Origin of the sequence: Microbulbifer variabilis (assembly GCF_020524905.1) — a bacterium.
In the GTDB taxonomy this organism is placed as follows: Bacteria; Pseudomonadota; Gammaproteobacteria; order Pseudomonadales; family Cellvibrionaceae; genus Microbulbifer; species Microbulbifer variabilis_A.
In genome coordinates, this window is record NZ_JAIVKI010000010.1 from 120,226 (window position 1) to 141,054 (window position 20,829).

General features: G+C 53.8%; 23 protein-coding genes and 6 tRNA genes. 4 read left to right on the forward strand and 25 right to left on the reverse strand.

The window, feature by feature from the left end; genetic code table 11:
- Positions 1-28: 28 nt before the first annotated feature.
- The 17 genes from cyoD to msrB form a co-directional block, all read right to left on the reverse strand.
- The gene (gene cyoD, locus LC073_RS12890; RefSeq protein ID WP_226647659.1) at positions 29-349 is read right to left on the reverse strand and encodes a cytochrome o ubiquinol oxidase subunit IV; all 321 of its coding nucleotides are present in this window, start codon (positions 347-349) and stop codon (positions 29-31) included.
- Positions 342-968: a cytochrome c oxidase subunit 3 gene (locus LC073_RS12895; protein ID WP_226647660.1), complete on the reverse strand. Its 627-nt coding sequence runs from the start codon at positions 966-968 to the stop codon at positions 342-344. The genes cyoD and LC073_RS12895 overlap by 8 nt, the downstream gene beginning before the upstream one ends.
- A 6-nt stretch (positions 969-974) precedes the next feature.
- Positions 975-3,050, reverse strand: a complete 2,076-nt coding sequence (locus LC073_RS12900) for a cbb3-type cytochrome c oxidase subunit I (protein ID WP_226647661.1) — start codon at positions 3,048-3,050, stop codon at positions 975-977.
- Complete coding sequence (locus tag LC073_RS12905) at positions 3,047-4,075, reverse strand: cytochrome c oxidase subunit II (protein ID WP_226647662.1); 1,029 nt, start codon at positions 4,073-4,075, stop codon at positions 3,047-3,049. The genes LC073_RS12900 and LC073_RS12905 overlap by 4 nt, the downstream gene beginning before the upstream one ends.
- A 217-nt stretch (positions 4,076-4,292) precedes the next feature.
- Positions 4,293-4,745, reverse strand: coding sequence for a hypothetical protein (locus tag LC073_RS12910; protein ID WP_226647663.1), 453 nt, complete (start codon positions 4,743-4,745; stop codon positions 4,293-4,295).
- Between the two features lie 109 nt (positions 4,746-4,854).
- Complete coding sequence (locus LC073_RS12915; protein ID WP_226647664.1) at positions 4,855-6,399, reverse strand: DcaP family trimeric outer membrane transporter; 1,545 nt, start codon at positions 6,397-6,399, stop codon at positions 4,855-4,857.
- Between the two features lie 440 nt (positions 6,400-6,839).
- Positions 6,840-7,670: an NADPH-dependent 7-cyano-7-deazaguanine reductase QueF gene (gene queF, locus LC073_RS12920; protein WP_226647665.1), complete on the reverse strand. Its 831-nt coding sequence runs from the start codon at positions 7,668-7,670 to the stop codon at positions 6,840-6,842.
- Between the two features lie 8 nt (positions 7,671-7,678).
- A complete protein-coding gene (locus LC073_RS12925) occupies positions 7,679-8,452 on the reverse strand; it encodes an ABC transporter permease (RefSeq protein WP_226647666.1) in 774 nt (257 codons plus the stop codon).
- A complete protein-coding gene (locus tag LC073_RS12930; RefSeq protein WP_226647667.1) occupies positions 8,449-9,384 on the reverse strand; it encodes an ABC transporter ATP-binding protein in 936 nt (311 codons plus the stop codon). The genes LC073_RS12925 and LC073_RS12930 overlap by 4 nt, the downstream gene beginning before the upstream one ends.
- 203 nt (positions 9,385-9,587) lie before the next feature.
- Positions 9,588-9,663 (reverse strand) — tRNA-Gly (locus LC073_RS12935).
- A gap of 39 nt (positions 9,664-9,702) precedes the next feature.
- A tRNA-Glu gene (locus tag LC073_RS12940) sits at positions 9,703-9,778 on the reverse strand.
- Positions 9,779-9,892: 114 nt separating this feature from the next.
- Positions 9,893-9,968, reverse strand: a tRNA-Gly gene (locus LC073_RS12945).
- Positions 9,969-10,002: 34 nt separating this feature from the next.
- Positions 10,003-10,078 (reverse strand) — tRNA-Glu (locus LC073_RS12950).
- 120 nt (positions 10,079-10,198) lie between these two features.
- A tRNA-Gly gene (locus LC073_RS12955) sits at positions 10,199-10,274 on the reverse strand.
- A gap of 1 nt (position 10,275) precedes the next feature.
- A tRNA-Glu gene (locus LC073_RS12960) sits at positions 10,276-10,351 on the reverse strand.
- A gap of 161 nt (positions 10,352-10,512) precedes the next feature.
- The gene (locus LC073_RS12965) at positions 10,513-11,289 is read right to left on the reverse strand and encodes a DUF1499 domain-containing protein (RefSeq protein ID WP_226647668.1); all 777 of its coding nucleotides are present in this window, start codon (positions 11,287-11,289) and stop codon (positions 10,513-10,515) included.
- Positions 11,286-11,711, reverse strand: a complete 426-nt coding sequence (gene msrB / locus LC073_RS12970; RefSeq protein ID WP_226647669.1) for a peptide-methionine (R)-S-oxide reductase MsrB — start codon at positions 11,709-11,711, stop codon at positions 11,286-11,288. Before msrB ends, LC073_RS12965 begins: the two co-directional genes overlap by 4 nt.
- 126 nt (positions 11,712-11,837) lie before the next feature.
- Between msrB and LC073_RS12975 the strand changes: the two genes are divergently transcribed.
- Complete coding sequence (locus tag LC073_RS12975) at positions 11,838-13,052, forward strand: pyridoxal phosphate-dependent aminotransferase (RefSeq protein WP_226647670.1); 1,215 nt, start codon at positions 11,838-11,840, stop codon at positions 13,050-13,052.
- Positions 13,052-13,453 (forward strand): hypothetical protein, encoded by a 402-nt coding sequence (locus LC073_RS12980; RefSeq protein ID WP_226647671.1) that lies wholly within the window; start codon positions 13,052-13,054, stop codon positions 13,451-13,453. The genes LC073_RS12975 and LC073_RS12980 overlap by 1 nt, the downstream gene beginning before the upstream one ends.
- A 53-nt stretch (positions 13,454-13,506) precedes the next feature.
- Here LC073_RS12980 and LC073_RS12985 read toward each other — a convergent pair whose 3' ends face one another.
- Genes LC073_RS12985 through LC073_RS13005 form a run of 5 tightly spaced genes read right to left on the reverse strand, consistent with a single transcriptional unit; the run spans position 13,507 to position 18,234 of the window.
- Positions 13,507-14,445 (reverse strand): class I SAM-dependent methyltransferase, encoded by a 939-nt coding sequence (locus tag LC073_RS12985; RefSeq protein ID WP_226647672.1) that lies wholly within the window; start codon positions 14,443-14,445, stop codon positions 13,507-13,509.
- Entirely contained in the window at positions 14,446-15,609 is a 1,164-nt protein-coding gene (locus LC073_RS12990) for an ATP-NAD kinase family protein (protein ID WP_226647673.1), read from the reverse strand.
- Positions 15,600-16,751 (reverse strand): 4-phosphoerythronate dehydrogenase, encoded by a 1,152-nt coding sequence (locus LC073_RS12995; protein WP_226647674.1) that lies wholly within the window; start codon positions 16,749-16,751, stop codon positions 15,600-15,602. Before LC073_RS12995 ends, LC073_RS12990 begins: the two co-directional genes overlap by 10 nt.
- Positions 16,748-17,641, reverse strand: coding sequence for a 5'-3' exonuclease (locus tag LC073_RS13000; RefSeq protein ID WP_226647675.1), 894 nt, complete (start codon positions 17,639-17,641; stop codon positions 16,748-16,750). The genes LC073_RS12995 and LC073_RS13000 overlap by 4 nt, the downstream gene beginning before the upstream one ends.
- Positions 17,638-18,234, reverse strand: coding sequence for an elongation factor P hydroxylase (locus LC073_RS13005; protein ID WP_413231447.1), 597 nt, complete (start codon positions 18,232-18,234; stop codon positions 17,638-17,640). The genes LC073_RS13000 and LC073_RS13005 overlap by 4 nt, the downstream gene beginning before the upstream one ends.
- Positions 18,235-18,538: 304 nt before the next feature.
- On the opposite strand from LC073_RS13005, the gene LC073_RS13010 reads away from it, so the two are divergent.
- Positions 18,539-19,225: a hypothetical protein gene (locus tag LC073_RS13010; RefSeq protein ID WP_226647676.1), complete on the forward strand. Its 687-nt coding sequence runs from the start codon at positions 18,539-18,541 to the stop codon at positions 19,223-19,225.
- A gap of 90 nt (positions 19,226-19,315) precedes the next feature.
- Here LC073_RS13010 and tusA read toward each other — a convergent pair whose 3' ends face one another.
- Positions 19,316-19,582 (reverse strand): sulfurtransferase TusA, encoded by a 267-nt coding sequence (gene tusA / locus LC073_RS13015; protein WP_226647677.1) that lies wholly within the window; start codon positions 19,580-19,582, stop codon positions 19,316-19,318.
- A gap of 77 nt (positions 19,583-19,659) precedes the next feature.
- Here tusA and LC073_RS13020 point away from each other — a divergent pair, with 77 nt between their 5' ends.
- Positions 19,660-19,947, forward strand: coding sequence for an antibiotic biosynthesis monooxygenase family protein (locus LC073_RS13020; protein ID WP_226647678.1), 288 nt, complete (start codon positions 19,660-19,662; stop codon positions 19,945-19,947).
- On the opposite strand, the gene LC073_RS13025 is transcribed toward LC073_RS13020, so the two are convergent.
- Positions 19,922-20,569, reverse strand: coding sequence for an alpha/beta family hydrolase (locus tag LC073_RS13025; protein ID WP_226647679.1), 648 nt, complete (start codon positions 20,567-20,569; stop codon positions 19,922-19,924). The genes LC073_RS13020 and LC073_RS13025 overlap by 26 nt on opposite strands.
- Positions 20,562-20,786, reverse strand: coding sequence for a YheU family protein (locus tag LC073_RS13030; RefSeq protein WP_226647680.1), 225 nt, complete (start codon positions 20,784-20,786; stop codon positions 20,562-20,564). Before LC073_RS13030 ends, LC073_RS13025 begins: the two co-directional genes overlap by 8 nt.
- Between the last annotated feature and the right edge of the window lie 43 nt (positions 20,787-20,829).

Genomic DNA, 20,829 nt, shown 5'->3' on the forward strand with positions numbered 1-20,829 from the left:
TAAATCACTCAGTAACCTGGCTCTACCATCACATGGTTGTATGCATCCGCATTGCCAGGTTCCCCATAATCCAGGCGGTACCAAGAACAATAATCAGCAGAATTAAAGTAGAAAAAAGGATTAGAGCCAAATTATCCCGCCCTTCCCTTTGCGTGGTCACATTTAAGAAACACTTAAGTTGAACTGCCAGCTGGGCCACTCCCAGTAATCCCACCAGCAATAGTACACTCTTGTTTTCTTTGCCCAGTGCAAGGACCGCCCAGAATGCGGCCAGTGTAAACACCACCGAGAGAACATACCCTGTGAGATAGGTGCGCAGATGCGCGGCAAAACCGGATTTTTCAGCCATAGACCCAGCCACCAAAATAAACCACCGAGAAAATCCCTATCCAAATCAGATCCAGGAAATGCCAGAACAGCGCCAGTCGCAAAAAGCGCAGCTTCACCAGATCAGTCATACCTACAGCCAGTACCTGCGCAATCATTACCAGCATCCACAGACAACCAAAGCTCACGTGTAATCCATGCAATGGCACCAAACCAAAGAAACCGGAGAGATAGCCACTGCGCTGAGGCGTTCCCCCCTTTGCCGCCATATCGGAAAAATCAAGCAATTCCAGGGTAAGGAAGCCAAGTCCAAATAGAAGGGTCACCACCACCCAGAACAAAAAGCTACCTTGGCTGCGCTGGTGCTTCATGGTGATGGTGGCTATTCCCACCGTCAGACTGCTGGTAAGTAGAAACATGGTCTGTGCAAAGAGACTGCCGAAATCAAACAGTTCCCTGGGTCCCGGCCCACCCGCAGTGGCACCAATCATGGTGATATAAATAGCAAAAACGACCCCGAAAAAAATCAGGTCGCTCATCATAAAAACCCAGAAACCAAAGATCACCACGTCTGGGTCTTTATGAATGGCTCCAGGGCTCTCTCCCAAACCCTTATTTAGCGCAGATGAGTTTCCATCCATTGGTAACTAGTGCTCCAACTTTGCGTAGCCATTGTTCTGCGGGGTGTTTTCCAGGTCCCGGCCTACAGGTTCTGTATTATTCACCAGCGCTAACCACCTCTCTGTATCCTGTTGCACCTGGCTTGCAGGAATAATTTGTTCGCTATCCCAGCGGAATGTAGAGGCAATGACCACAATGATAATGGCCAGTGCAGAAAGCAGGGCTAACCACCACATATACCAAACCAGCGCAAACATCAGGATGCCGCTCAGTACACAGAGTAAAAATCCCAAGGGATTATTCTTGGGGATCTCAATATCCCGATAGATTTTTGGTGGCTGATAAGCACGCCCCTGCTCCTTGGCCTCGGTAAATTCATCCCTATCCGTTACCCTGGGCAGCTCAGCAAAGTTGTACGAGGGCGCCGGGGCCGGAATCGACCACTCAAGAGACCGGCCATCCCAAGGGTCCCCAACGGGAACACGGTTCTTTTTACGATCCCGCAAACTGACCAATAACTGCAATACCAAGCTAATCAATGCACACAGCACTACCATGGCGCCAATAAAGGCCACCACCATATAAGGCTTGAAAGCCAGATCCATATAGCTGAATGAGCGCCTTGGCATTCCCAATAAGCCGGCACCATAGAGGGGAAAGAAAGTCAGCATAAATCCGATGATCCATAGATACGCTGACCATTTCCCCAGCCGCTCATCGAGGCGAAAACCAAATGCCTTGGGGAACCAGTAGTTGTACCCCGCCAACATCCCAAACAGTACCCCTGGTATCAGTACATTGTGGAAATGCGCCACCAAAAACAGAGTGTTGTGTACTTGGAAATCTACGGTAGGATTTGCCAGGATCACCCCCGACAAACCTCCAATCACAAATAAAATTAAAAACCCAATGGAATAAATCATCGGTGTAGTAAAACGAATTCGACCCCGGTACATGGTCGCCATCCAATCGTAGACTTTAACTCCAGTAGGAACCGCAATTAGCATGGTGGCAATACCAAATACAATATTGATTGTAGGGCTCTGCCCCATAGTAAAGAAGTGGTGCAGCCACACGGTAAAGCTCAATACGGCAATACTCATGGTGGCAAATACCAGCGATTTATAGCCGTATAGGCGTTTGGCGGAGTAAGTGGAAAAAACCTCGGAAAAAACACCATAGGCCGGCAGTACCAGCAGATAGACTTCGGGGTGACCGAACAGCCAAAATAAATTAGCGTAGTTCATCATATTGCCGCCGAGGTCATTAGTGAAAAAGTGGAAGTCCAGATACCGGTCGAAGCCGAGCATTAATGCCGCCACGCTGAGCGGCGGCATGGCGAAAATCATTAGAATAGAGGAACAGAGTACCGTCCAGCAGAACATGGGCATACGGAAAAAATTCATACCCACAGCACGGCACTTGAGAATTGTGACGGTGAAATTAATCCCCGTAAGAGTGGTACCGGCCCCGGAAAAGACAATAGCCCACACCCAATAGTCCGGCCCCACACCGGGGTTAAAATCCCCTCCCGTATAGGGCGGATAGGCAGACCAGCCGCCAGTGGAGAACTCCCCCACCACGAGGGAAACCATCAGCAACATCCCCGCTGCAACTGTCACCGCCAGGCTAATCTGGTTGAGCACTGGGAAGGCCACATCGCGAGCGCCAATCTGCAGCGGCATCACTAAGTTGACCAACCCCACCACAAAAGGCACAGCGACAAAAAATATCATTATCGTGCCATGGGTACTAAACAATTGTGCGAAGTGGTCGGCGTAGAGAAAGCCATCCGGTGCCGCAGCCTGCTGCGCCCGCATCACCATGCCTTCCAGCAGCCCTCTCGTCATCATCACCAGTGCGAACACTATGTACATGATGCCGATTCTTTTATGGTCTGTACTGGTCAACCATTCAGACCAGAGAGTGCCCCACACCTTAAACCAGGTCAGTAATGCGAGAGTAGCGACTGTCGCAAAAATAACGATAGCGCCAGCAGTACTCCCTACCGCTGCACTTACCGAGAAATTGCTAATCAAGTCGCTGAAAACGATGGAGTCCCAGCTCAGTTTTCCCAGCCAACCATAATCGGTAATATTCATGGCTGCGCTCCCTCGGTTTTCTCTTCACCCTGACCAAACTTCACGGTGCCGGGTTGCTCTTCCATGCTAAGGGGTTTACCTGAGTGATATCGCATAACAATACTTTGGAAGAGCTGAGGATCGGAAAGGGTAAAGTAGAGGGCATTACTCGGCATTTGCGGTGTAGCCAACTGCTTTTGCATCTCTTTTCGAGTGCTTCTCATGGCCAGGCGTTTATAAGTCTGAGGATTTAGAACAATGCCATTGGCACGAACCTGTGCTACCCAAGCCTGAAAATCCTCTTCACTTTTAATCAATACATCAAATTTCTGCTCAGTAAATCCCTTACCGGTATATTGGGTATTTTCGCCCTGGGTTTTTCCATGCTTTGTCGCAATAAAATTAAGCTTAGTGGTCATGCCTGGCATGACATAGATCTGCCCCGCCAGCGCCGCAATCCAGAAAGACTGCATCACCGTATCGCTGGTGAGGATCATAGAAACCGGAGTATGTACTGGAACAACCAGCTCTCCCACCGTGGCAATTTCCAGTTCGGGATAGATAAACAGCCACTTCCAATCCAACCCAACGACTTGCACTTGAATAGGTGGCACCACCCCCTCTATTTCCTTATAGGGATCCAGCATGCTGGTAGCACGCCATAGCATAAAAGAGAGAACAAAAATAACTAAAAAGGGGACGCCCCACATAATGAGTTCCAAGGGCCCGTAAGACTCCCACTTGGGAGCATAAATACCTTTCCCCTTCTTGCGTCGATATTTAATGAGGATAACCGGCACCAAAGCAAACACTGGTAATATCGCCACCATGGTGAGTGCCGTCGCCCAGAAAAAATGCGTTTTCTGCTCATGGGCAACAGGCCCCAGGGGTTCTAAGAAGGTTTCAGTAGCGTGAATGGAATGGGGGAGCAGAAAAATCAGAATGGGAAGAGAAAATATCAGCCAGAAAGGGCGGCAACCAATATACCCCCGTAACCGTGTCCAATATTGCAACAGCCTGACAGGGGCCTCGGTATTCCAATCCATTGCAAAGCCTTCCGACCTTAGGATTCTGCAGGCACTCGCGTCAGACTACCCGCTACAACAAATTCACCGTAAACAGTTAATACGCCAAGTGTTTACAACACGCTGTTGTACGGCACTTCTCACCAGAATAGCCGAACAAATGACGTTTTAACTTCATCCACACTATGAATGAAAGCAGTTTGTGGCGCTTATTTACATTCGCGGAGGGTAAATACGCCTAGAAAACACCATCTTTCATCATTTCCTGAATAACCGTCTCCACATACTCCAAGGCATCCCCCTCCCTTGGACGGCGGATTTCACCCATGACATAGTTCGCAAGGAAACTCTCGGACTGCAGGGACCAGTACACCTCTTCAGTTGGCGCTAAATATAAACGGGTCTCCACAATGGCTACCTGAGAGTTTGAAACATCCCTATTCAGATGTTTAAAGCTGATTAGTTGTGTCACCAAAAGGGTGTCGAATTGATATTCGGTCAGCACATCAGCCAGCTCTCCCATGGAGGGCACCTTGCCATCTACTGAAAAATTACTCCATGAGAGAGCATTCACGCCGTACCGGCCCAACTGCTCAACCCATACATCTTCGACATAAAGCCCAATGATAGGCCGGGGGAACAAGGTATAGGCCAAAACCAAGGTGTTCCCCAAGGGGCGTGCAGTAATCAAAGGTGAATGCCAGGTATCGGTTACTATCGTTCGCGGTGAATTACAGGAAAGAAAAAAACAACACAGCAAAGTAACACCCAGTTTCCTATTTACTATCCTCCCCACTCGGCTAAAACGAGATGCGACTGGTGAATTGGGTGCGCCAAACTGAACCATAGGCCCCATCTTTATCCTCCCGGGTTCCATAGAGGGCCTCCACTCCAAACAACCAATGCGGTGTCGGTGTCCAGGTCAGGTTAATACTACTGTACTGGGTTTCCCGGAATGAGAATCCGGCCTGGAAGTCCAGATTGTCTTGCTGCACCTGACCGTGGGTGACAACGGTGTACATGCAGGGGCTCCACCAGTGCTGGTAAGCCAAATACCAGGCAAGCGTCGGAATCGCCTCAAGCCGATTATTATAAAAGTCATAAGCGGCATCGGGGGGCGCATCGTTTAAAAGCCCTCCATAACCAGAACCATAACTAAATGAGTAAGAGGCAAAATCCGGCGCAAGCCTATCGGGCATATCAATAACGCCACTCAAATTAATACCCCAACCCGTATCCGAAACAGCAGATTGTGGTTCGCCGCTGCCACGCAAATCCCGCAGTATAAAGCTCCCTTGAAAGTTCACCCGGTCGGTCTGGGAAATCACAGCAACAACGAAATCAGGCCAACGAGAAACTTCCTTTGCATTCTGAAAAACCCGCTGATCTGGCGCGTCCAGACCAACTTCCAGAGTGAGCGTCGGGTGATAGACACGAATCCAGCGCGCAATCGGGTGCAGCATGAACAGAAGCGAATTAGGCCCTTCATAGTCCAGGGTATTTGGCGATGCGGTTAAGTTAGTGAAAGTGGACCAGTCGAGACCAAACCGCAAATCTCCACCAAACAAAATATCACTGACTTGGCCGTAAGCCTTGCGCAAGCGCAATAAAGGCTCGGTAACACTTGAGTCCCGAAGGAAATCCATAGCTATTTCATTTTCGATCTGCCGACCTCCCCAAGGAGTTCGCGCCTTCAGCTCTAACCTCGATACCTGCGCAGAAACGTTGGTTTTGCCGTCCTCTCCCTCCGCTGCGGTTCGATCGCTGGTAACAATAGCACTGGTAGCGAACTCCGCCAGGCTGGTTATGGCTCCGAGATTATAATTTGCATCCAACTCAGCAAAGCCGCTAATTTTCACCCGCATGGGGCTACCCAGCACGGGAATAGACCCTGGCCAGTCAGTTGGCGTACTAGAAATCAGCTCTTCAATATCTGCCTGCTCAGGGAGCGTCGGATCGCCCCTGGCCCGAGGAGGTGGTAGGGAACCAGGAGGTATGGCTTTATGAATGGCTTCAATCTGATCGCGTAAGTCATCGAGCTCCACTCTTTCCACGGGCTCGCTATTTCCCCTGGGTAATGGAGCTGTCGGTGCTGGCGCCATTGAGGGGCTAGGAGATCTTGTCCTGCGCAGCTCTTCCACTTGTTGCCTGAGGGCTTCCAGGTCGGCTTTTTGGCGTTGAATCTGGGCTTCCTGTGCCTCAAGTTGACGTTGCTGTGCCTCAATCACCTTCATCAGTTGGTCGGCTTCGACATAGACTTGCGCATTGGCGGGCGAGGAGGAAATAAACTGGATAAAAACCACAAGCACAGCAGGCAGCGCAGGAGACTGTGTTTGGATTTCCATATCTAGGTCTCGACCCTATCTCCTGCAATGCGAGGCAGCTATTCAGCAAATGGTGAAATAAATGAACCCCATTATTTCACTGCCACCGGTGCAATATTCCGGCATCAATAAGGGCTGCGAAAACTCTGTAGGCCAGCGCCAACCACTGCCGATGCCTATCTAGCTGTCCGTTTACTTTTGTGTCGAAGCAATAAAAAGTGCATCAAAATTGATGCCGCTGAACAGACTCATAAAGAAGCTGTTTTCTGCACATTCGCTTTCCATATAACCCATCCAGAAAAGCTTAGCTCAAGAGGAATAACGCCATTGGTAGCAAAAAGAGCGGACCAGGCACACTAAAGACCTTTGGCCCATTTTGCTGCTAATGTTTTAGGCGATATTGGCCACCCAATTCCTTGCATGGAATTCCTGCGACCAATATCACCAGAGGTTTTGAGAATTTATTGGCGGGCAAAGCGCGGCGGTAGCGGCTTTTCAATACGAGTGGAGCGTATGGGGTTGATATCCAGCCCTCCCCGGCGGGTATAGCGGGCACAGACTGTGAGCTCGGAAAAGTCCGCAAGGTTTTGCAGGTCGCAAAAAATCCGCTCCACGCAGTGTTCGTGGAAGTCCTGATGCTCACGGAAAGAAATAATATATGCGAGCAGCGCCTCGCGCTGTAGCATCGGCCCCTTGTACTCCACCATCACCGTGGCCCAGTCCGGCTGGCCGGTAACCGGGCAGTTGCTGCGTAGCAGATGGCTGTACAGAGTCTCAGTAACTACTACACCGCTTTCATCCAACGCCAATAGCGCCGAATCCGGCTGGTACTGCTCCACGGCAATATCCAGTTGGTCGAGACAGAAGCCTTGTGGCCTCTGCACATCCAGGGAGATATCCTCTACCTCCAGCAGAGTAACACTCACGGCAGTACCCACCGCTGCACTCAAATCCCGCAGCAAGGTATCCTGAACCAGGCGCCAGGACTCAAAGCGGCTTTGGTTAAAGGAATTCAAATACAATTTAAAAGACTTGGATTCCACCATACAGGGGCTTTCCGCTGGAAAGCTGAAGCGCGCCACGGCCACCTGGGGCTTGCCTCTGGCGTTGAGCCAAGAGAGCTCAAAGCCCCACCACTCATCCTCTCCAAAAAATGGCAGGGCGCCAACGGATAGTCCCAGCTGGCCACGGGAAATAGAGCGCTGAATCGGGTGCAACAGCTCCGGGTTGTAACTGGATTCGTAAACGGTCTCCCGGCCCAGCGGGAGATTCTGCCAATCTTCTCTGCTCATACTTAACCTCAGTGCCTCAATCGCTTGCCGTGACTCATCAGGTAGAGTCCCCAGCTGGCGAGCAGTGCAATAAATACCAAGACCCCAACAAATGCCCAAGCCACTTTGATATCGGAAACACCCAGGATTCCATAGCGAAAGGAATTCACCATATAGAGAATCGGGTTCAATTTCGACAGTCCCTGCCAAAAGGGTGACAACAGGTCAATGGAATAGAATACGCCACCCAGATAAGTGAGCGGGGTCAAAACAAAAGTGGGAATTATCGATATGGCATCAAAACTGTTGGCATAAATCGCATTGATAAATCCCGCCAGGGAAAACAATGCCGAGGTGAGAAAGACAATTGCCACCGTAACACCCAGGTACTCAACACCGAGCGAAGTAAAAAACATTGCCACCAGTGTGACGATCAAACCAACGATCAAGCCACGCGCCACACCACCCAGTACATAACCAGCCATTACCGCCCAGTTTGGTGTGGGTGACACCAACAGCTCCTCGACGCTGCGCTGAAACTTGGCGCTGTAAAAAGAGGACACGACATTGCCATAGGAGTTGGTGATCACCGACATCATAATTAGGCCCGGCACCACAAATTCCATATAGGGGTACCCACCCATATCCCCGATACGGCTGCCTATCAGAGAGCCGAAGATCACAAAGTACAATGTCATGGTAATCACCGGTGGCACCAGAGTCTGCGGCCAGATGCGCATAAAACGGCGCACCTCCCGGCGGAAAATGGTGCTGAAGGATATCCAGGTCAACTTACCGCTCACGAGCCCAACCCCTCTTCTTTTTCCTCGGACAACATGGAAATAAAAAGCTCCTCCAGGCGGTTGGCGCGGTTGCGCATGCTGGTAACGGTAATCCCCTGAGCCTTGAGCTCGACAAAAGCCTCCGTCAGCGACTGCCCCTTCTCCACCGTAATCTCCAGGGAATGACTGTCCAGCAGGCGGCATTCGAAGCCTGCAAGTTCCGGCGTCTCACTAAGGAACTCGCTACTATCGAGAATAAATGTCTCGCGGTTAAGGGTCTTTAACAGGGATTTGATCGAGGTATTCTCAACGATAACGCCCTTATCAATAATGGCGATATTGCGACACAGGCTCTCCGCCTCTTCCAGATAATGGGTAGTGAGAATAATTGTGGTGCCCCGAGCGTTAATTTCCTCCAGGAAAGCCCACATGGAGCGGCGCAGCTCGATATCCACGCCGGCAGTGGGCTCATCCAGAATCAACAGCTTCGGCTCGTGGATCAGTGCACGCGCGATCATCAGGCGTCGCTTCATTCCCCCAGACAGCATACGCGCTTGGGTGTTTCGCTTGTCCCAAAGCCCCAGCTGCTTCAGGTACTGCTCCGTGCGCTCCTCCGCCAACTTGCGCGGCATCCCATAGAATCCGCCCTGGGTGGCCACAATATCGAAGACCTTTTCAAACTGGCTGAAATTGAATTCCTGCGGCACGACTCCCAGCAGACGCTTGGCAGCGGCAAAATCACTGTCGATATCGACACCAAAAATCGACACGTTGCCGGCGGTTTTGCGCACCAGTGAACAGATAATACCAATAGTGGTGGATTTGCCCGCACCGTTGGGACCCAACAGGGCAAAGAAATCCCCCGGTTGCACTTCAAAGCTGATCCCTTTCAGGGCCTGGAAGCCGCCATCGTAGGTTTTTTGCAGATCATGAATAGATAGCGCGGCGGTCATTGTGAATTCCTATCGCTGAATGCGCCATTCAACGCACTTACCCGAATAATTTCAACCGGCGGAACTACAGGGGATGTTCCTAGCCGCAGAGGGTGGAATTCCAGGCGCAGAGTCGCTCCCCGGCAATACCAGTGCAAGTAATAAACTTAGAAGCAATATATCGAAAAATAAAAAAGCCGCTCGATTGAGCGGCTTTTTTATTTTGGAGCGGGAAACCGGGTTCGAACCGGCGACCTCAACCTTGGCAAGGTTGCGCTCTACCAACTGAGCTATTCCCGCGTTTTGTGTTGACCCGGCAGCATTGCTACCGGGTCGTATTGGCATCCCCAAGGGGAGTCGAACCCCTGTTACCGCCGTGAAAGGGCGGTGTCCTAGGCCTCTAGACGATGGGGACAGAAACTTTGCACTACAACCGCTTCGGTCCCGTGCTGCCACGCTGTCCATGGCATTGCCACCTTGCGGTGACTTCACCTTTGAATAGGGCCAAAGATCTATTCAAAAGTAAAATTGGAGCGGGAAACCGGGTTCGAACCGGCGACCTCAACCTTGGCAAGGTTGCGCTCTACCAACTGAGCTATTCCCGCAATTTGACCCGGTAGCGCGGCTACCGGGTCGTATTGGCATCCCCAAGGGGAGTCGAACCCCTGTTACCGCCGTGAAAGGGCGGTGTCCTAGGCCTCTAGACGATGGGGACAGAAACTTGCACTGCGGCCTTACGACCCGGTGCTGCCATGCTGTCCATGGCAGTGCCACGGATTTCTCTGTGGCGATGCTTCCCGAGTTGACTAGAGATCATCTCGCAAAGCGCAAAACTTGGAGCGGGAAACCGGGTTCGAACCGGCGACCTCAACCTTGGCAAGGTTGCGCTCTACCAACTGAGCTATTCCCGCGTGGCATCCCCAAGGGGAGTCGAACCCCTGTTACCGCCGTGAAAGGGCGGTGTCCTAGGCCTCTAGACGATGGGGACCCAGAAACCTTCTGTCGTTTCGCTGCGTTTTTAAGTGTAGCTCTGCGTCAGAAGTGGGGCGCATTCTATGTACCGTTCGGGATGCTGTCAACACCCGAATTAAAATTTTTTTCTTTTATTGTCAGACACTTACCTAACCCCACCGTTTGCAGGAGGATAAGTTAGGCGGCGGGAGGCTTCCCATGGCGCTCGCTGAGCACACGGAGGTACAGCTCATCGATGAATTCGCGAATACGCTCAGCATTGGCGCCTAGATCACTCACCCCCACGCGGGAACTGGAACGCACATCCACCCGCGAGTCACCATCCTCCGCAACCCTCACCCTTACCACTATGTCATCGGTAAAGCCTAACAGCAGGGTCCGGTCAGTTGCCTCAAGGTGCCCCTTTTGAGGTTCGTAAGAGACAATCTTCCAGCCGAGATTCCTGGCAACTGCAGCTGCCAGCTCGGTGGTACGGGCAACCGGCAAGTTTACATGCAGCGGATAGACATCGGAGTAAACATCTGTCTCGCGCTGCAGCTTCGCAACAGGCTCGCCACCATACTCGGCGCTATTATCACTGGGCTTACGAAGAGCAAGGATCGCCTGGTACTTTGGAGGATCTCGGGTATCCGTGGTGATATCGTGAATTTTGGGTGCATTGAAATTGTCCTTGCCCACAGTAATCAGCGGTACCGCCACCGGCAACAGTCCAAGCAGCGCCGCCCAGAGGGCATTGCTGCGCACCATGGGGCTGTGATTGCGCGAACCCCAGACAAATACCAGCAAACTGGCCAGAGCGATGGCGAGTGCCGCCCCTCCGGCATAGGTAAATACCTTGAAAACCACATCGAAACGCAACAGCCTGAATCTCAGCGCAAGTCCGGCGAGTACAATGAGAGCAAGCAGCCCCCATTGAACCCTCAACAGCCAGCGACTCCAGTGTGTTTTGCTCACTCTTTCGCCCCTTCACCCTCATCTTCCCCACCGGACTCCAACTCCAGCTTCACCGACAGGGAGTTCACACAGTAGCGCAGACCCGTCTCGGTGGGACCGTCATCGAACACATGCCCTAAGTGGCTGTCGCACTGACTGCAACGAATTTCAACGCGCTCCATACCAAAACTACTATCGGACAGCTCCCGTATTATCCCCACGGTGAACTCCGCATCGAAACTCGGCCAACCGCAGTGGCTCTGGAATTTTGCCTCGGCTTCAAACAGAACTTCGCCACAGCAGCGACAGCAGTAGACGCCGTCGTCAAAAACATCCCAATATTCGCCACTAAACGGGGCTTCTGTCCCACCCTTGCGACAGATCTCAAACTCCTCATCTGTCAGCTGATCACGCCAGTAGTTATCGTCTTTTGGTTTTGCCATACTCTCTCGTTCCGTTTTAACCGTTCCCGCAGGAGCGGCAACTGCCGCCAGTGAACGTCCCGCCTATCGCGCTGCTCGCTCGCGGCCCAGGCTGCTCCTGCCAATTCACAGGGCTGCCGCACCACCATGAAGGACATCCATAAATCTGAAAAACTGCACGGCGTCTGCTATGAGATTCGCGGCCCAGTGATGGAACAGGCCCATCGCATGGAGGAAGAAGGGCACCGCATCCTCAAGCTGAATATCGGCAACCCCGCTCCCTTCGGCTTTAATGCCCCGGATGAAATTATCCAGGATGTCATCCACAACCTCTCCCAGGCACAGGGCTATGTGGAATCCAAGGGATTGTTCGCCGCGCGCAAAGCCATTATGCAGGAGTGCCAGACCCTGGGTATCCAGGGTGTAGAAATTGACGACATTTATCTGGGCAACGGTGTCTCCGAGTTGATTTCCATGGCAACCCAGGCACTACTCAACAATGGCGATGAGCTGTTGCTGCCCATGCCTAACTATCCACTTTGGATGGCTGCCACTAATCTCGCCGGAGCCAATCCGGTACTTTACCGCTGTGACGAAGAGTCTGACTGGCTGCCCGATATCGAGGATATCAAGGCGAAAATCACACCCCGTACCCGCGGTATTGTCGTAATCAACCCCAACAACCCCACCGGGGCTATTTATCCAAAGGCCCTGTTAGAAGAAATTGTAGAGGTGGCGCGCAGTCATCACCTGGTGATTTTTGCCGATGAAATTTATAGCAAAATCCTCTACGACGACGCGGAATTCACTCCGATGGCCAAATTGGCCCCGGATGTGCTCTGCCTGAGCTTCAATGGGCTCTCCAAGTCTTACCGCCTGGCAGGCTTCCGCTCCGGCTGGATGATTATCAGCGGCATCAAACATCGTGCAAAAGGGTTTATCGAAGGCATGGATATGCTTGCCTCCATGCGCCTGTGCGGCAACGTGCCAGCCATGTTTGCGGTGCAAACGGCACTGGGAGGTTATCAGAGCATTAATGACCTGGTACTCCCCGGCGGCCGCTTGCGCCAGCAGCGAGACCTGGCCCACCGCATGCTCAATGACATCCCCGGTGTCAGCTGTGTCAAACCCAGTGGTGCCATTTACTTATTTCCCAAGTTGCATTTGGATCACCATAAAATCGAGAATGATGAGCAACTGGTATTGGAATTCCTGCGCCAGGAGAAAATCCTTTTGGTACAGGGCAGCGCTTTCCATTGGGACGCACCCGACCACCTGCGCATTGTCTTTCTGCCCCGCGCCGACGACCTCTCCCACGCGATTGAACGACTGGGTTACTTTTTGGAGCGATATACCCGCTGATGTTGGACGATTTACATATCCACGATTTTTACCGCGATGCCGGCAGAGTTTTGCTGGCACTGTTTGGCCAGTTCCCCCTGCCCTCCACCATTTACGTGGAGGATATCGCCGGGCCAGACACCCCCGACGAATTCGGCCTTCACTCGCCTCGGCACCTGGCCTGTCTGGGGGCTATCAGCTGGTTAAAACAAAGCGGCTACATTCACTTCTCCCAGCTGGTGCGCCAGGAAGCTGCGGAGGAAGTGGTACTGAGCCACCGGGGATTTTTGCTTTTAATTAACGCGGAAGAAAATTCTGGCCAGAGCAACGCACAGCTGCTCAACACCGCCGTGCGCGATGGCTCCTCGGCAAAGTTACAGGCGCTGGTGGAGCGCCTGATGCGGGATTTTGCCGCACTGTAATTTAGGCAGCAGGGGCTGCTGTCGTTAAGAGCTCTTGTCGTTAAATGGTGCCGCTATTTCTGGCGGCGATATTTAACGTGCAGCATTTTTAGGGCGGCATCCGGGTCCCGGTCTGGAAAATCCGGGTTTTGCGCCAGCCGCTCTTCCACTTCATAGCCGCTATCGGCACCGAGTATCAATTCGCGAAAGTGCGCTTCGCTGTGGCGCGGAGAGTTGATCACCATCAGCAGGTCCGCCTCATCGGCGAGGCAGGCAGGCAGCTGTTGCAATAGCTTTTCGTAGTTATGGCTCACGTCGAAGCGGCCTTTCTGGCGCGTGGGCGGATCTACAATAGCCAGTTCAAAGGGCCCCCGGCGGTCGAAGCGCTTGAACTGGCGCAGCGCATCGAATTGCAAAAATTGAATGCCCCGCAGGGACAGGCCGTTCACCTCGTGGTTTTCACGGCCGCGATTCAATACGCCCCGATTCACATCCACATTGACGATTTCAATATCCCCGGCCGCACGGGCCACGGCAGAAAAAGCACAGGTAAACGCGAACAGGTTCAACATCTTCACCGGTTCACGCCCCGAGCGCTCCCGAACCTGAGCCTCAAGCCAGGCACGGCCGGGTTCGATATCGAGAAAGAAGCCGACATTCTGTCGATCAAAGGTCAGCGGAAACTGCAGACCGTTACGCAGCGCCTGTGGAGCAGCCACGGGCTCGCCACACTGCCACTCCAGTGGCGCACCGGGCAGATAGCGACGCTGTGCGGCCACACCTTGATAACCGCAGAGTTCGGCCATTTGCCAAAGCCTCTCGCACAGCTCCCCCTCCCCCTCATACTCCTCAAAAAAAGTAACCAGCAGCGCAGGGAAAAAACTATCGACACAAACCTGCTCCAGGCCTGCAAAACAACGACCGCGTCCGTGAAACAAACGCCGGCTGTCACCGCCGCCCGGTACTAACTTGGGCTCAACCTGCTGCAGCAGCACTTGCCAATCGGTAGACACTTAAACTTCTCCATTACTTAGGGGGTAGAGGATCGCATCGCGGTAGCCGGTAACCACATGGATAAAACCGTTCCACTGCCGATCCAGCTCGGGGTCACCACTATCCACCAACAGAGGTCGCCCGCCGAGCTCGGTTATTTTGGTTTTAGTGGCAACAACTATCAGGTTTTCGCGACCGACCTGGCGCAGAACCTTGGGGGAGAACTGTTGGTTACCGCGGCCGATCAGATGCCCCTGCCCACCGATAGCCGTGAGCACAATCTTCACTTGACCATTATCTTCCGAATTTCTGTACTCGGCGATTGCCGCCTCAATTTGCGGAGCGCTGACATCTTTTTGCACCAAGGTACCATTACACAACAGGTCCACCCCCAGCAGAGTGCCGTCACACCCCAACTCGTTGAGGATGGCCAGCGTGGTTGAGCCGGGGCCAACGATATACAAGGTATCTGGCTCCAACTCCTCAACGACCTCCGCGGCGATATCCGCTACGGCCAGCTCCTCCACCTCGCGTCCTGCATTCTTTACCGCCTGCAGAAAATGGCCTTCCTGGGGCACCAGTAGCTCGCCATAGTGACGAGTGCTCACACGCCCCTGGCGAAAGCTATCCTCATTGATATCGCGCACTTCGCGCTCGCATAAATCCACCAGCTCACCAGCCAACAATTTTCGCAACACTTCTCCACCAGCTTTGGGGGAAATGGCGAAACAGGCGGAGTGCATTTTGACTCCGGCGGGAATACCCAACACCGGGAAGTGATTTCCCAGGGCATTGGTCATATTGCGTGCAGTGCCATCACCGCCAATAAATACAATCAGGTCGGCACCGGCATCGCGGATCGCCGCCGCCGCTCTCTCGGTATCTTGTGGTGTTGATGGAGTGGACTCGGCTGCCCCCACTTCGCGCACGGCAAAGCCCAGTTCACGAGCCGTCTCTGCGCCCATATCGCCGGCAAAACACAAGAACTCTAGTTGCTGCCGAAACGGTGCCAAGGCCTCCAGGGCAATTGCGGCGCGCTTATGGGATTGGGGTTCGATACCGGCCGCCAGGGCCTGTGCCACCGTCTCGGCACCGTCGCTGCCTTTTAGCCCCGCTGGGCCGCCAACACCGGCCCAGGGATTGATAATCAAACCGAGCGTCTTAACTTGCTTCTCTAATTGCACATGAGCCCCAGTACTGCCAATTCTTCTCTATCTTTTTCACCCAGGGTTTGCGCTGCAGTGCGGTAATGGGAAAACTCCAAACGCTCGGGGTATTCACGGCGCAGGCGATCGAAAGCCTTGGCCATAGGTTCTGTGCCTTGAGCCGCTTCACGCAGGCGCCCGTCATCTTCGCGCGGGTCATACATTTGCAATAGCAAATCCGCTATCGGCGCCGCACTCTCATTCACGGGTTCAATTTGGGTGTGCCCGGCCTCAGCTTGCCTATTATCGGCATCAGCAATGTTTTCTGACTGAGCCAAATCCAACGCATTAGAGAGCGCCTCGCGAATCATACGAGTGCCCGCGAGCTTGCCATCCAGGCTGTATCCGGCAATATGCGGGCTACCCAAGTCCACCAGCTCCAGCAACTCGGTATTGATACCCGGCTCTCCCTCCCAGACATCCAGCACCGTTTTAAAGCGTTTTTCCCGCTGCAGTTCCTGCAATAGCGCTTGATTATCGACTACCGCTCCGCGGCCTGCGCTAATCAAAACGGCACCATCGCGGATCTGAGTGAGTTGCTCCTCACCGATCATATGCAAGCTGGGAAATGGCCCACTTTTTACTAGAGGCGCGTGCAGGCACACAATGTCCTGGCCCAGTACTTGCTCCAGAGGAGCAAAGTCGGGGTTATCTGGCAACCAGGGGTCATAGATAGCGCAGCTGGCGCCCAATGCGTGCAGACGCTTTTGCAGCAGCCCCCCTACATTGCCACACCCGACAATGCCAAAGCTGCGCCCGCGCCAGTCGACCTTCAGGGCGGCTAACGCACAAAATACATATTCAACCACTGAGTTGGCATTGCAGCCGGGCGCGGCACTCCAGTAAATGCCGTTGCGCTCCATCCAGTCGGTATCCAGGTGATCGGTACCGATGGTACAGCTGCCCACGAAACGCACCGATGTGCCCTCCAACAGGCTCTGATTCACCCGGGTGACAGAGCGCACCAGCAGTATGTCCGCATCGATCAATTGCTCGCGAGTTAGTGTGCGGCCCGGATAGCGCACCAGCGTACCCAGGTCGCCAAAATACTGCTCCAGTGCCGGTATATTCTCATCGGCAACAATCTTGAGGCCAACGCCCTGTGCGTGGCTTTCACTCATGTAGATTCTCCTTCAGCGCTCATTAGTGTGCGCTCCATTTTTCCCACCAGCCCACCGATCCCAAATTCCTTCGCCAGAGCCATAGCCAGCTCCAGATCCACCGGCTGGGGACGCAAATCCTTTACTTTGATACCAAGGGGAATATCCTCCACCAGGCTTGTCAGGCGTTTCGCCAGGCGCAACTGGTCGGCATACTCTTCCAGCCGCTGGGCAAGCCCTCTGGCGCCTCGAACGGGCAGTGTTGCCACCCGCTCTCGCTGTGCCAACAGCGCTTCGACATCATCAAACTCATCCAACAACCGCGCTGCAGTCTTGGCGCCAATGCCGGGCACTCCAGGGATATCGTCACTGGTATCCCCCACCAGTGCCAGGTAGTCGGCAATCTGCGCGGGTATTACGCCAAATTTCTGCTCAAGAGCCGCGCTGTCCATATGCTGGTTTGCGGCGAAGTCCCACAGACTGGAGGCTCCGCGAGCCAGCAACTGCCCCAGGTCTTTATCGCGACTCACAATGATCGGAGCATGATTGCGTAGTTTTCGCGTCAAAGTAGCGAGGATGTCGTCCGCCTCATAGCGCTCACTGGAGAAGCTGGCGATACCCAGGGCTTCCGCCATCTCCCGGCAGGCCGCCAACTGGAAGGCCAGGGCCTCGTCTGGCAGTGCGCGACTGCATTTATAGTCCGGGTAAAGCGTATTGCGAAAGCAACTGCCCAGAGATTCATCGAAAGCACAGGCGATATGGCGCGGACTTCTCGCCAAAAGATCCAGCAGGAAATTGGTGAAACCGTAGACCGCCTCTGTGTCATAGCCACTGCGGCTCTGCCAGTTAGGTGGCAAAGCGAAGTAGTAGCGAAAGATATAGACCGAGGAGTCGATCAGGTAACTACTCACGATAGCTCCGACAGATGATAGGCGTCGCCATTCAATGGATCTGACTGGGTAAACGCCTCGGCGAGAGCCGCAGTAAAAGTCCGGGCACGCTGGTTGGGTCCCTGGGCACAGTAGTGTTGGACTTGGCGCCAAATAGCCTCTTTAAAACTGGCGCTGGGGCCGAGGCCACTCTCCAGATTGTCTGCGCTGACCCGGAAACGAAGGCCACAGGCTCGGGCGAAAACCCATTCCAGCGCCTGGGGTTTGACCTCCACCTTCTCAAATTCTGCTTGCTGCTCAGCACTGCGCCCATCCGGCGCGTACCAATAGCCATAGTCCGGCAATTGCCGGCGGGCCTCGCCGGCCACACACCAGTGAGCCACCTCATGTAAGGCGCTGGCGGCATAATCCAGGGTGAACTCCACCTGATGATAGCCCTGCTGGTCCCCGGCGGGACGATAGTAAGGCTCGGAAAAGCCGCCGCAAAGTCGGGTATTGAGCCCTTCAGGTGCGGCAAAACAATGGTTGAAGACCGCCACAATACTTTCGGCAGTGGATCTGGCTTCAAGGGATGTTTTAGAAACTGGAGCCATTTCTGGGTTAGGGGCAGGCAAGATGTTCTCCGGGGTACCGCAAAGGCGGGGACTATATCAACGGGGGCGCTTTGATCAAAGTCGTGCCGCCCCGACGGGTGCTCCCAGGCCCGGTTGTATTTCTGCAAATCAACATATACCTTTATTCACAGGGAGGCCGCTGAGCACCCGTGAGTACCCGCCCTTTCAGCGTATTCCCCGAGGAGGGGTCTAAAGCAGTCAATTACCCTCCTGCCCCGGTCTTCCTTCAGAGATAGGGCCTTGGCAGTCGCACCTTAGATCTGATCGGAGACGGTAAATAACCGGCCCTGCCAGGAGGTGTTCCATGACAGACCACAGCATCAACAATGTGGTTGACCTCTTCACCGGCGAGCCGATCGAAACTTCTGCGGACAGGCGCTTTATTCGTCTTTCGCCGGAGCTAGACGGCTTGGAAATGCTCTACTCCAACAACTCCAGCGGAACAGATCTATACAGCTTGAAAATACTCTGCTGGGGACTCAAAGCGAATGGCGAGGTCGTTGGCCTCGTTCCCTGGTTAAACACCATAGTGGCCTGTCCAGATATCAAGGACCCTTTGGACGGACGTTTCGAAGGCTACTATGACCCCGGCATTGAGGACATCTTTCACCATCCCCCTATCCACAAAGTCGTCGAGTTGGAGACTGCGGCGGAATACTTTGAGTATGAAAGCAGCAAGGCCGAGGAAGTGCTGCAGGAGATTCCCGATACCATTGGCACCCACGCGGTGTTTATGGATGAGGACCGGGAGAACCTGACACTGATCGAGGTCATCAGCTGGAGACTCCACGCTGACGGCGTTATTCACGGTATGCTGATCGACCATGATGTGGTCGAGACCACCCCGGTACTACCGGGGGATCACTGCCTATACCCGGCGCAGGAGAGTGAGGGCTTTCGCTACTTTTTCCAACATCACATCGCCAACAAGATCAAATCCGAGGATCCTGAGGCACTGGCCGCCATTGCCGCCCTGGTAACGGCGCCTTAAGTTCCAAACGACCCAAGAGTCGATAAGAGGTTTCACCGGGAGTGTGTACCCCGGTCCTGTCGAGACAGGGCCGGGGCATTATCTGACCAATTATTCTGCCTTCTTAATCCAAAACACGAACTCGTCGTTTTCCTCCGCGTGCTGCACCAGTTCATAGCCGAGAAACTGGCAGAACTTGGGTACATCCCGCTGAGTTGAGGGATCGGTGGCCATCATCTTCAATACTTCCCCATCGGCGACATTTCGCACCGCTGAGTGCAGCATCATTACAGGTTCCGGGCATAACAGGCCGCGGGCATCGAGGGTGTGATCAAACTTCATGGTATTTATTGTGCGCAATTTAGCGCACTTCGTCATCAGGAAACTGCCTGTCGACTCTTCCGCTGACTGGCGCGCTAGAATCCACTAAGACCCTGTAGCGATTTGGGGACATGATGATCTATGTATTGATTGAACGGGAAATTGCCGCCGAGATGCAAAGCAGCTACGAGGAGGCCGCGCGCAGAATCCTCACCAGTGCCTACCGCACGGTGGGCTTCATCGAGGGGCAAACTTATATCGAAAGGGGCAATCCACTGCGCCGCTTTACTCTGTCCAAGTGGCAGTCCGAACTGCACTGGCAACATTGGTATACTAGTGAGGATCGGCGCGCCCAAATGGCCCAGCTGGACCCCTTATTGGTGGGCCAGGAGCGCATCACGATCCTGGAAACCGCTGCATAAAGCCCGTCGCTTTATCTATCGCCGAGTCCCAGTGTTGAGCTTGGGCAAAGCCGCTGGCGCGACGGGGTTTGAAATCGTGGTCACCATCAGCCAGCCACTCAATCTCAATGGAATCCGCCAACCCATAGGTCACCACCTCTTCGCGACTGCCAAGAGGATCACGGTCTCCCTGCACAATCAAAGTGGGGCAAACAATATTCAGCAGATGCTCAGTACGCAGTTTGTCTGGCTGGCCCTGAGGGTGGAATGGATAGCCCAGGCAAATGAGCCCGGCAATCAAACCCTGCTCAAAGCTTTTATCCGCCAAGAGACTCGCTACTCGCCCTCCCATAGACTTACCCCCAATGAACAGGGGCAGTTCCCCAGCAAAACGCTCAATCTGCGCGTCAAAGCACTCCTGTAACTGCGGCATGGTGTTTGGCGGCCGCTTGCTGCCGCCACTGCGGCGCTGAGACATGTAGGGAAACTCGAAACGCACCACTTCGATACCCTGCCAACACAACCCAACAGCCAACGCCTGCATAAAATCACTGTCCATGGGCGCACCGGCACCATGGGCAAACAGAAAGCGCGCTATAGGGGGTTGAGAGGCCTGGGGCCTATCGATGATGTGTTCAGACATCGGCGGGCAGATCCTCGGCCAGCACCAGATTGACACTCTCCTCGCCGGGATCGAACCAGATGACCACTTCGCCCGACTGCAACTGGCGGCGAAGGCTCGCCACCTTCTCCGGGAGCTCCACCTCGCGCTCACCATATTCGGTGCCCTCACGGGTAGCATACTCTTCCAGCAGGCTCTGTAAGGTGTTGGGGTCCAACTGCTTAAAGGGAATGATCATACAACTTTCATATCCGGGTGAAACGGGAGCGGCGAGTGCCGCC

What these genes read in the sequence shown, in the direction of transcription:
- LC073_RS12900 (WP_226647661.1), bottom strand. Translation starts at nt 3,050, where the DNA reads ATGAATATTACCGATTATGGTTGGCTGGGAAAACTGAGCTGGGACTCC.
- LC073_RS12895 (WP_226647660.1), bottom strand. Translation starts at nt 968, where the DNA reads ATGGATGGAAACTCATCTGCGCTAAATAAGGGTTTGGGAGAGAGCCCT.
- LC073_RS12995 (WP_226647674.1), bottom strand. Translation starts at nt 16,751, where the DNA reads ATGAGTGAAAGCCACGCACAGGGCGTTGGCCTCAAGATTGTTGCCGAT.
- LC073_RS13025 (WP_226647679.1), bottom strand. Translation starts at nt 20,569, where the DNA reads ATGTCTGAACACATCATCGATAGGCCCCAGGCCTCTCAACCCCCTATA.
- LC073_RS13010 (WP_226647676.1), top strand. Translation starts at nt 18,539, where the DNA reads ATGACAGACCACAGCATCAACAATGTGGTTGACCTCTTCACCGGCGAG.
- LC073_RS12975 (WP_226647670.1), top strand. Translation starts at nt 11,838, where the DNA reads ATGAAGGACATCCATAAATCTGAAAAACTGCACGGCGTCTGCTATGAG.
- LC073_RS12930 (WP_226647667.1), bottom strand. Translation starts at nt 9,384, where the DNA reads ATGACCGCCGCGCTATCTATTCATGATCTGCAAAAAACCTACGATGGC.
- cyoD (WP_226647659.1), bottom strand. Translation starts at nt 349, where the DNA reads ATGGCTGAAAAATCCGGTTTTGCCGCGCATCTGCGCACCTATCTCACA.
- LC073_RS13020 (WP_226647678.1), top strand. Translation starts at nt 19,660, where the DNA reads ATGATCTATGTATTGATTGAACGGGAAATTGCCGCCGAGATGCAAAGC.
- LC073_RS13030 (WP_226647680.1), bottom strand. Translation starts at nt 20,786, where the DNA reads ATGATCATTCCCTTTAAGCAGTTGGACCCCAACACCTTACAGAGCCTG.
- LC073_RS12915 (WP_226647664.1), bottom strand. Translation starts at nt 6,399, where the DNA reads ATGGAAATCCAAACACAGTCTCCTGCGCTGCCTGCTGTGCTTGTGGTT.
- LC073_RS12980 (WP_226647671.1), top strand. Translation starts at nt 13,052, where the DNA reads ATGTTGGACGATTTACATATCCACGATTTTTACCGCGATGCCGGCAGA.
- msrB (WP_226647669.1), bottom strand. Translation starts at nt 11,711, where the DNA reads ATGGCAAAACCAAAAGACGATAACTACTGGCGTGATCAGCTGACAGAT.
- tusA (WP_226647677.1), bottom strand. Translation starts at nt 19,582, where the DNA reads ATGACGAAGTGCGCTAAATTGCGCACAATAAATACCATGAAGTTTGAT.
- LC073_RS12905 (WP_226647662.1), bottom strand. Translation starts at nt 4,075, where the DNA reads ATGGATTGGAATACCGAGGCCCCTGTCAGGCTGTTGCAATATTGGACA.
- queF (WP_226647665.1), bottom strand. Translation starts at nt 7,670, where the DNA reads ATGAGCAGAGAAGATTGGCAGAATCTCCCGCTGGGCCGGGAGACCGTT.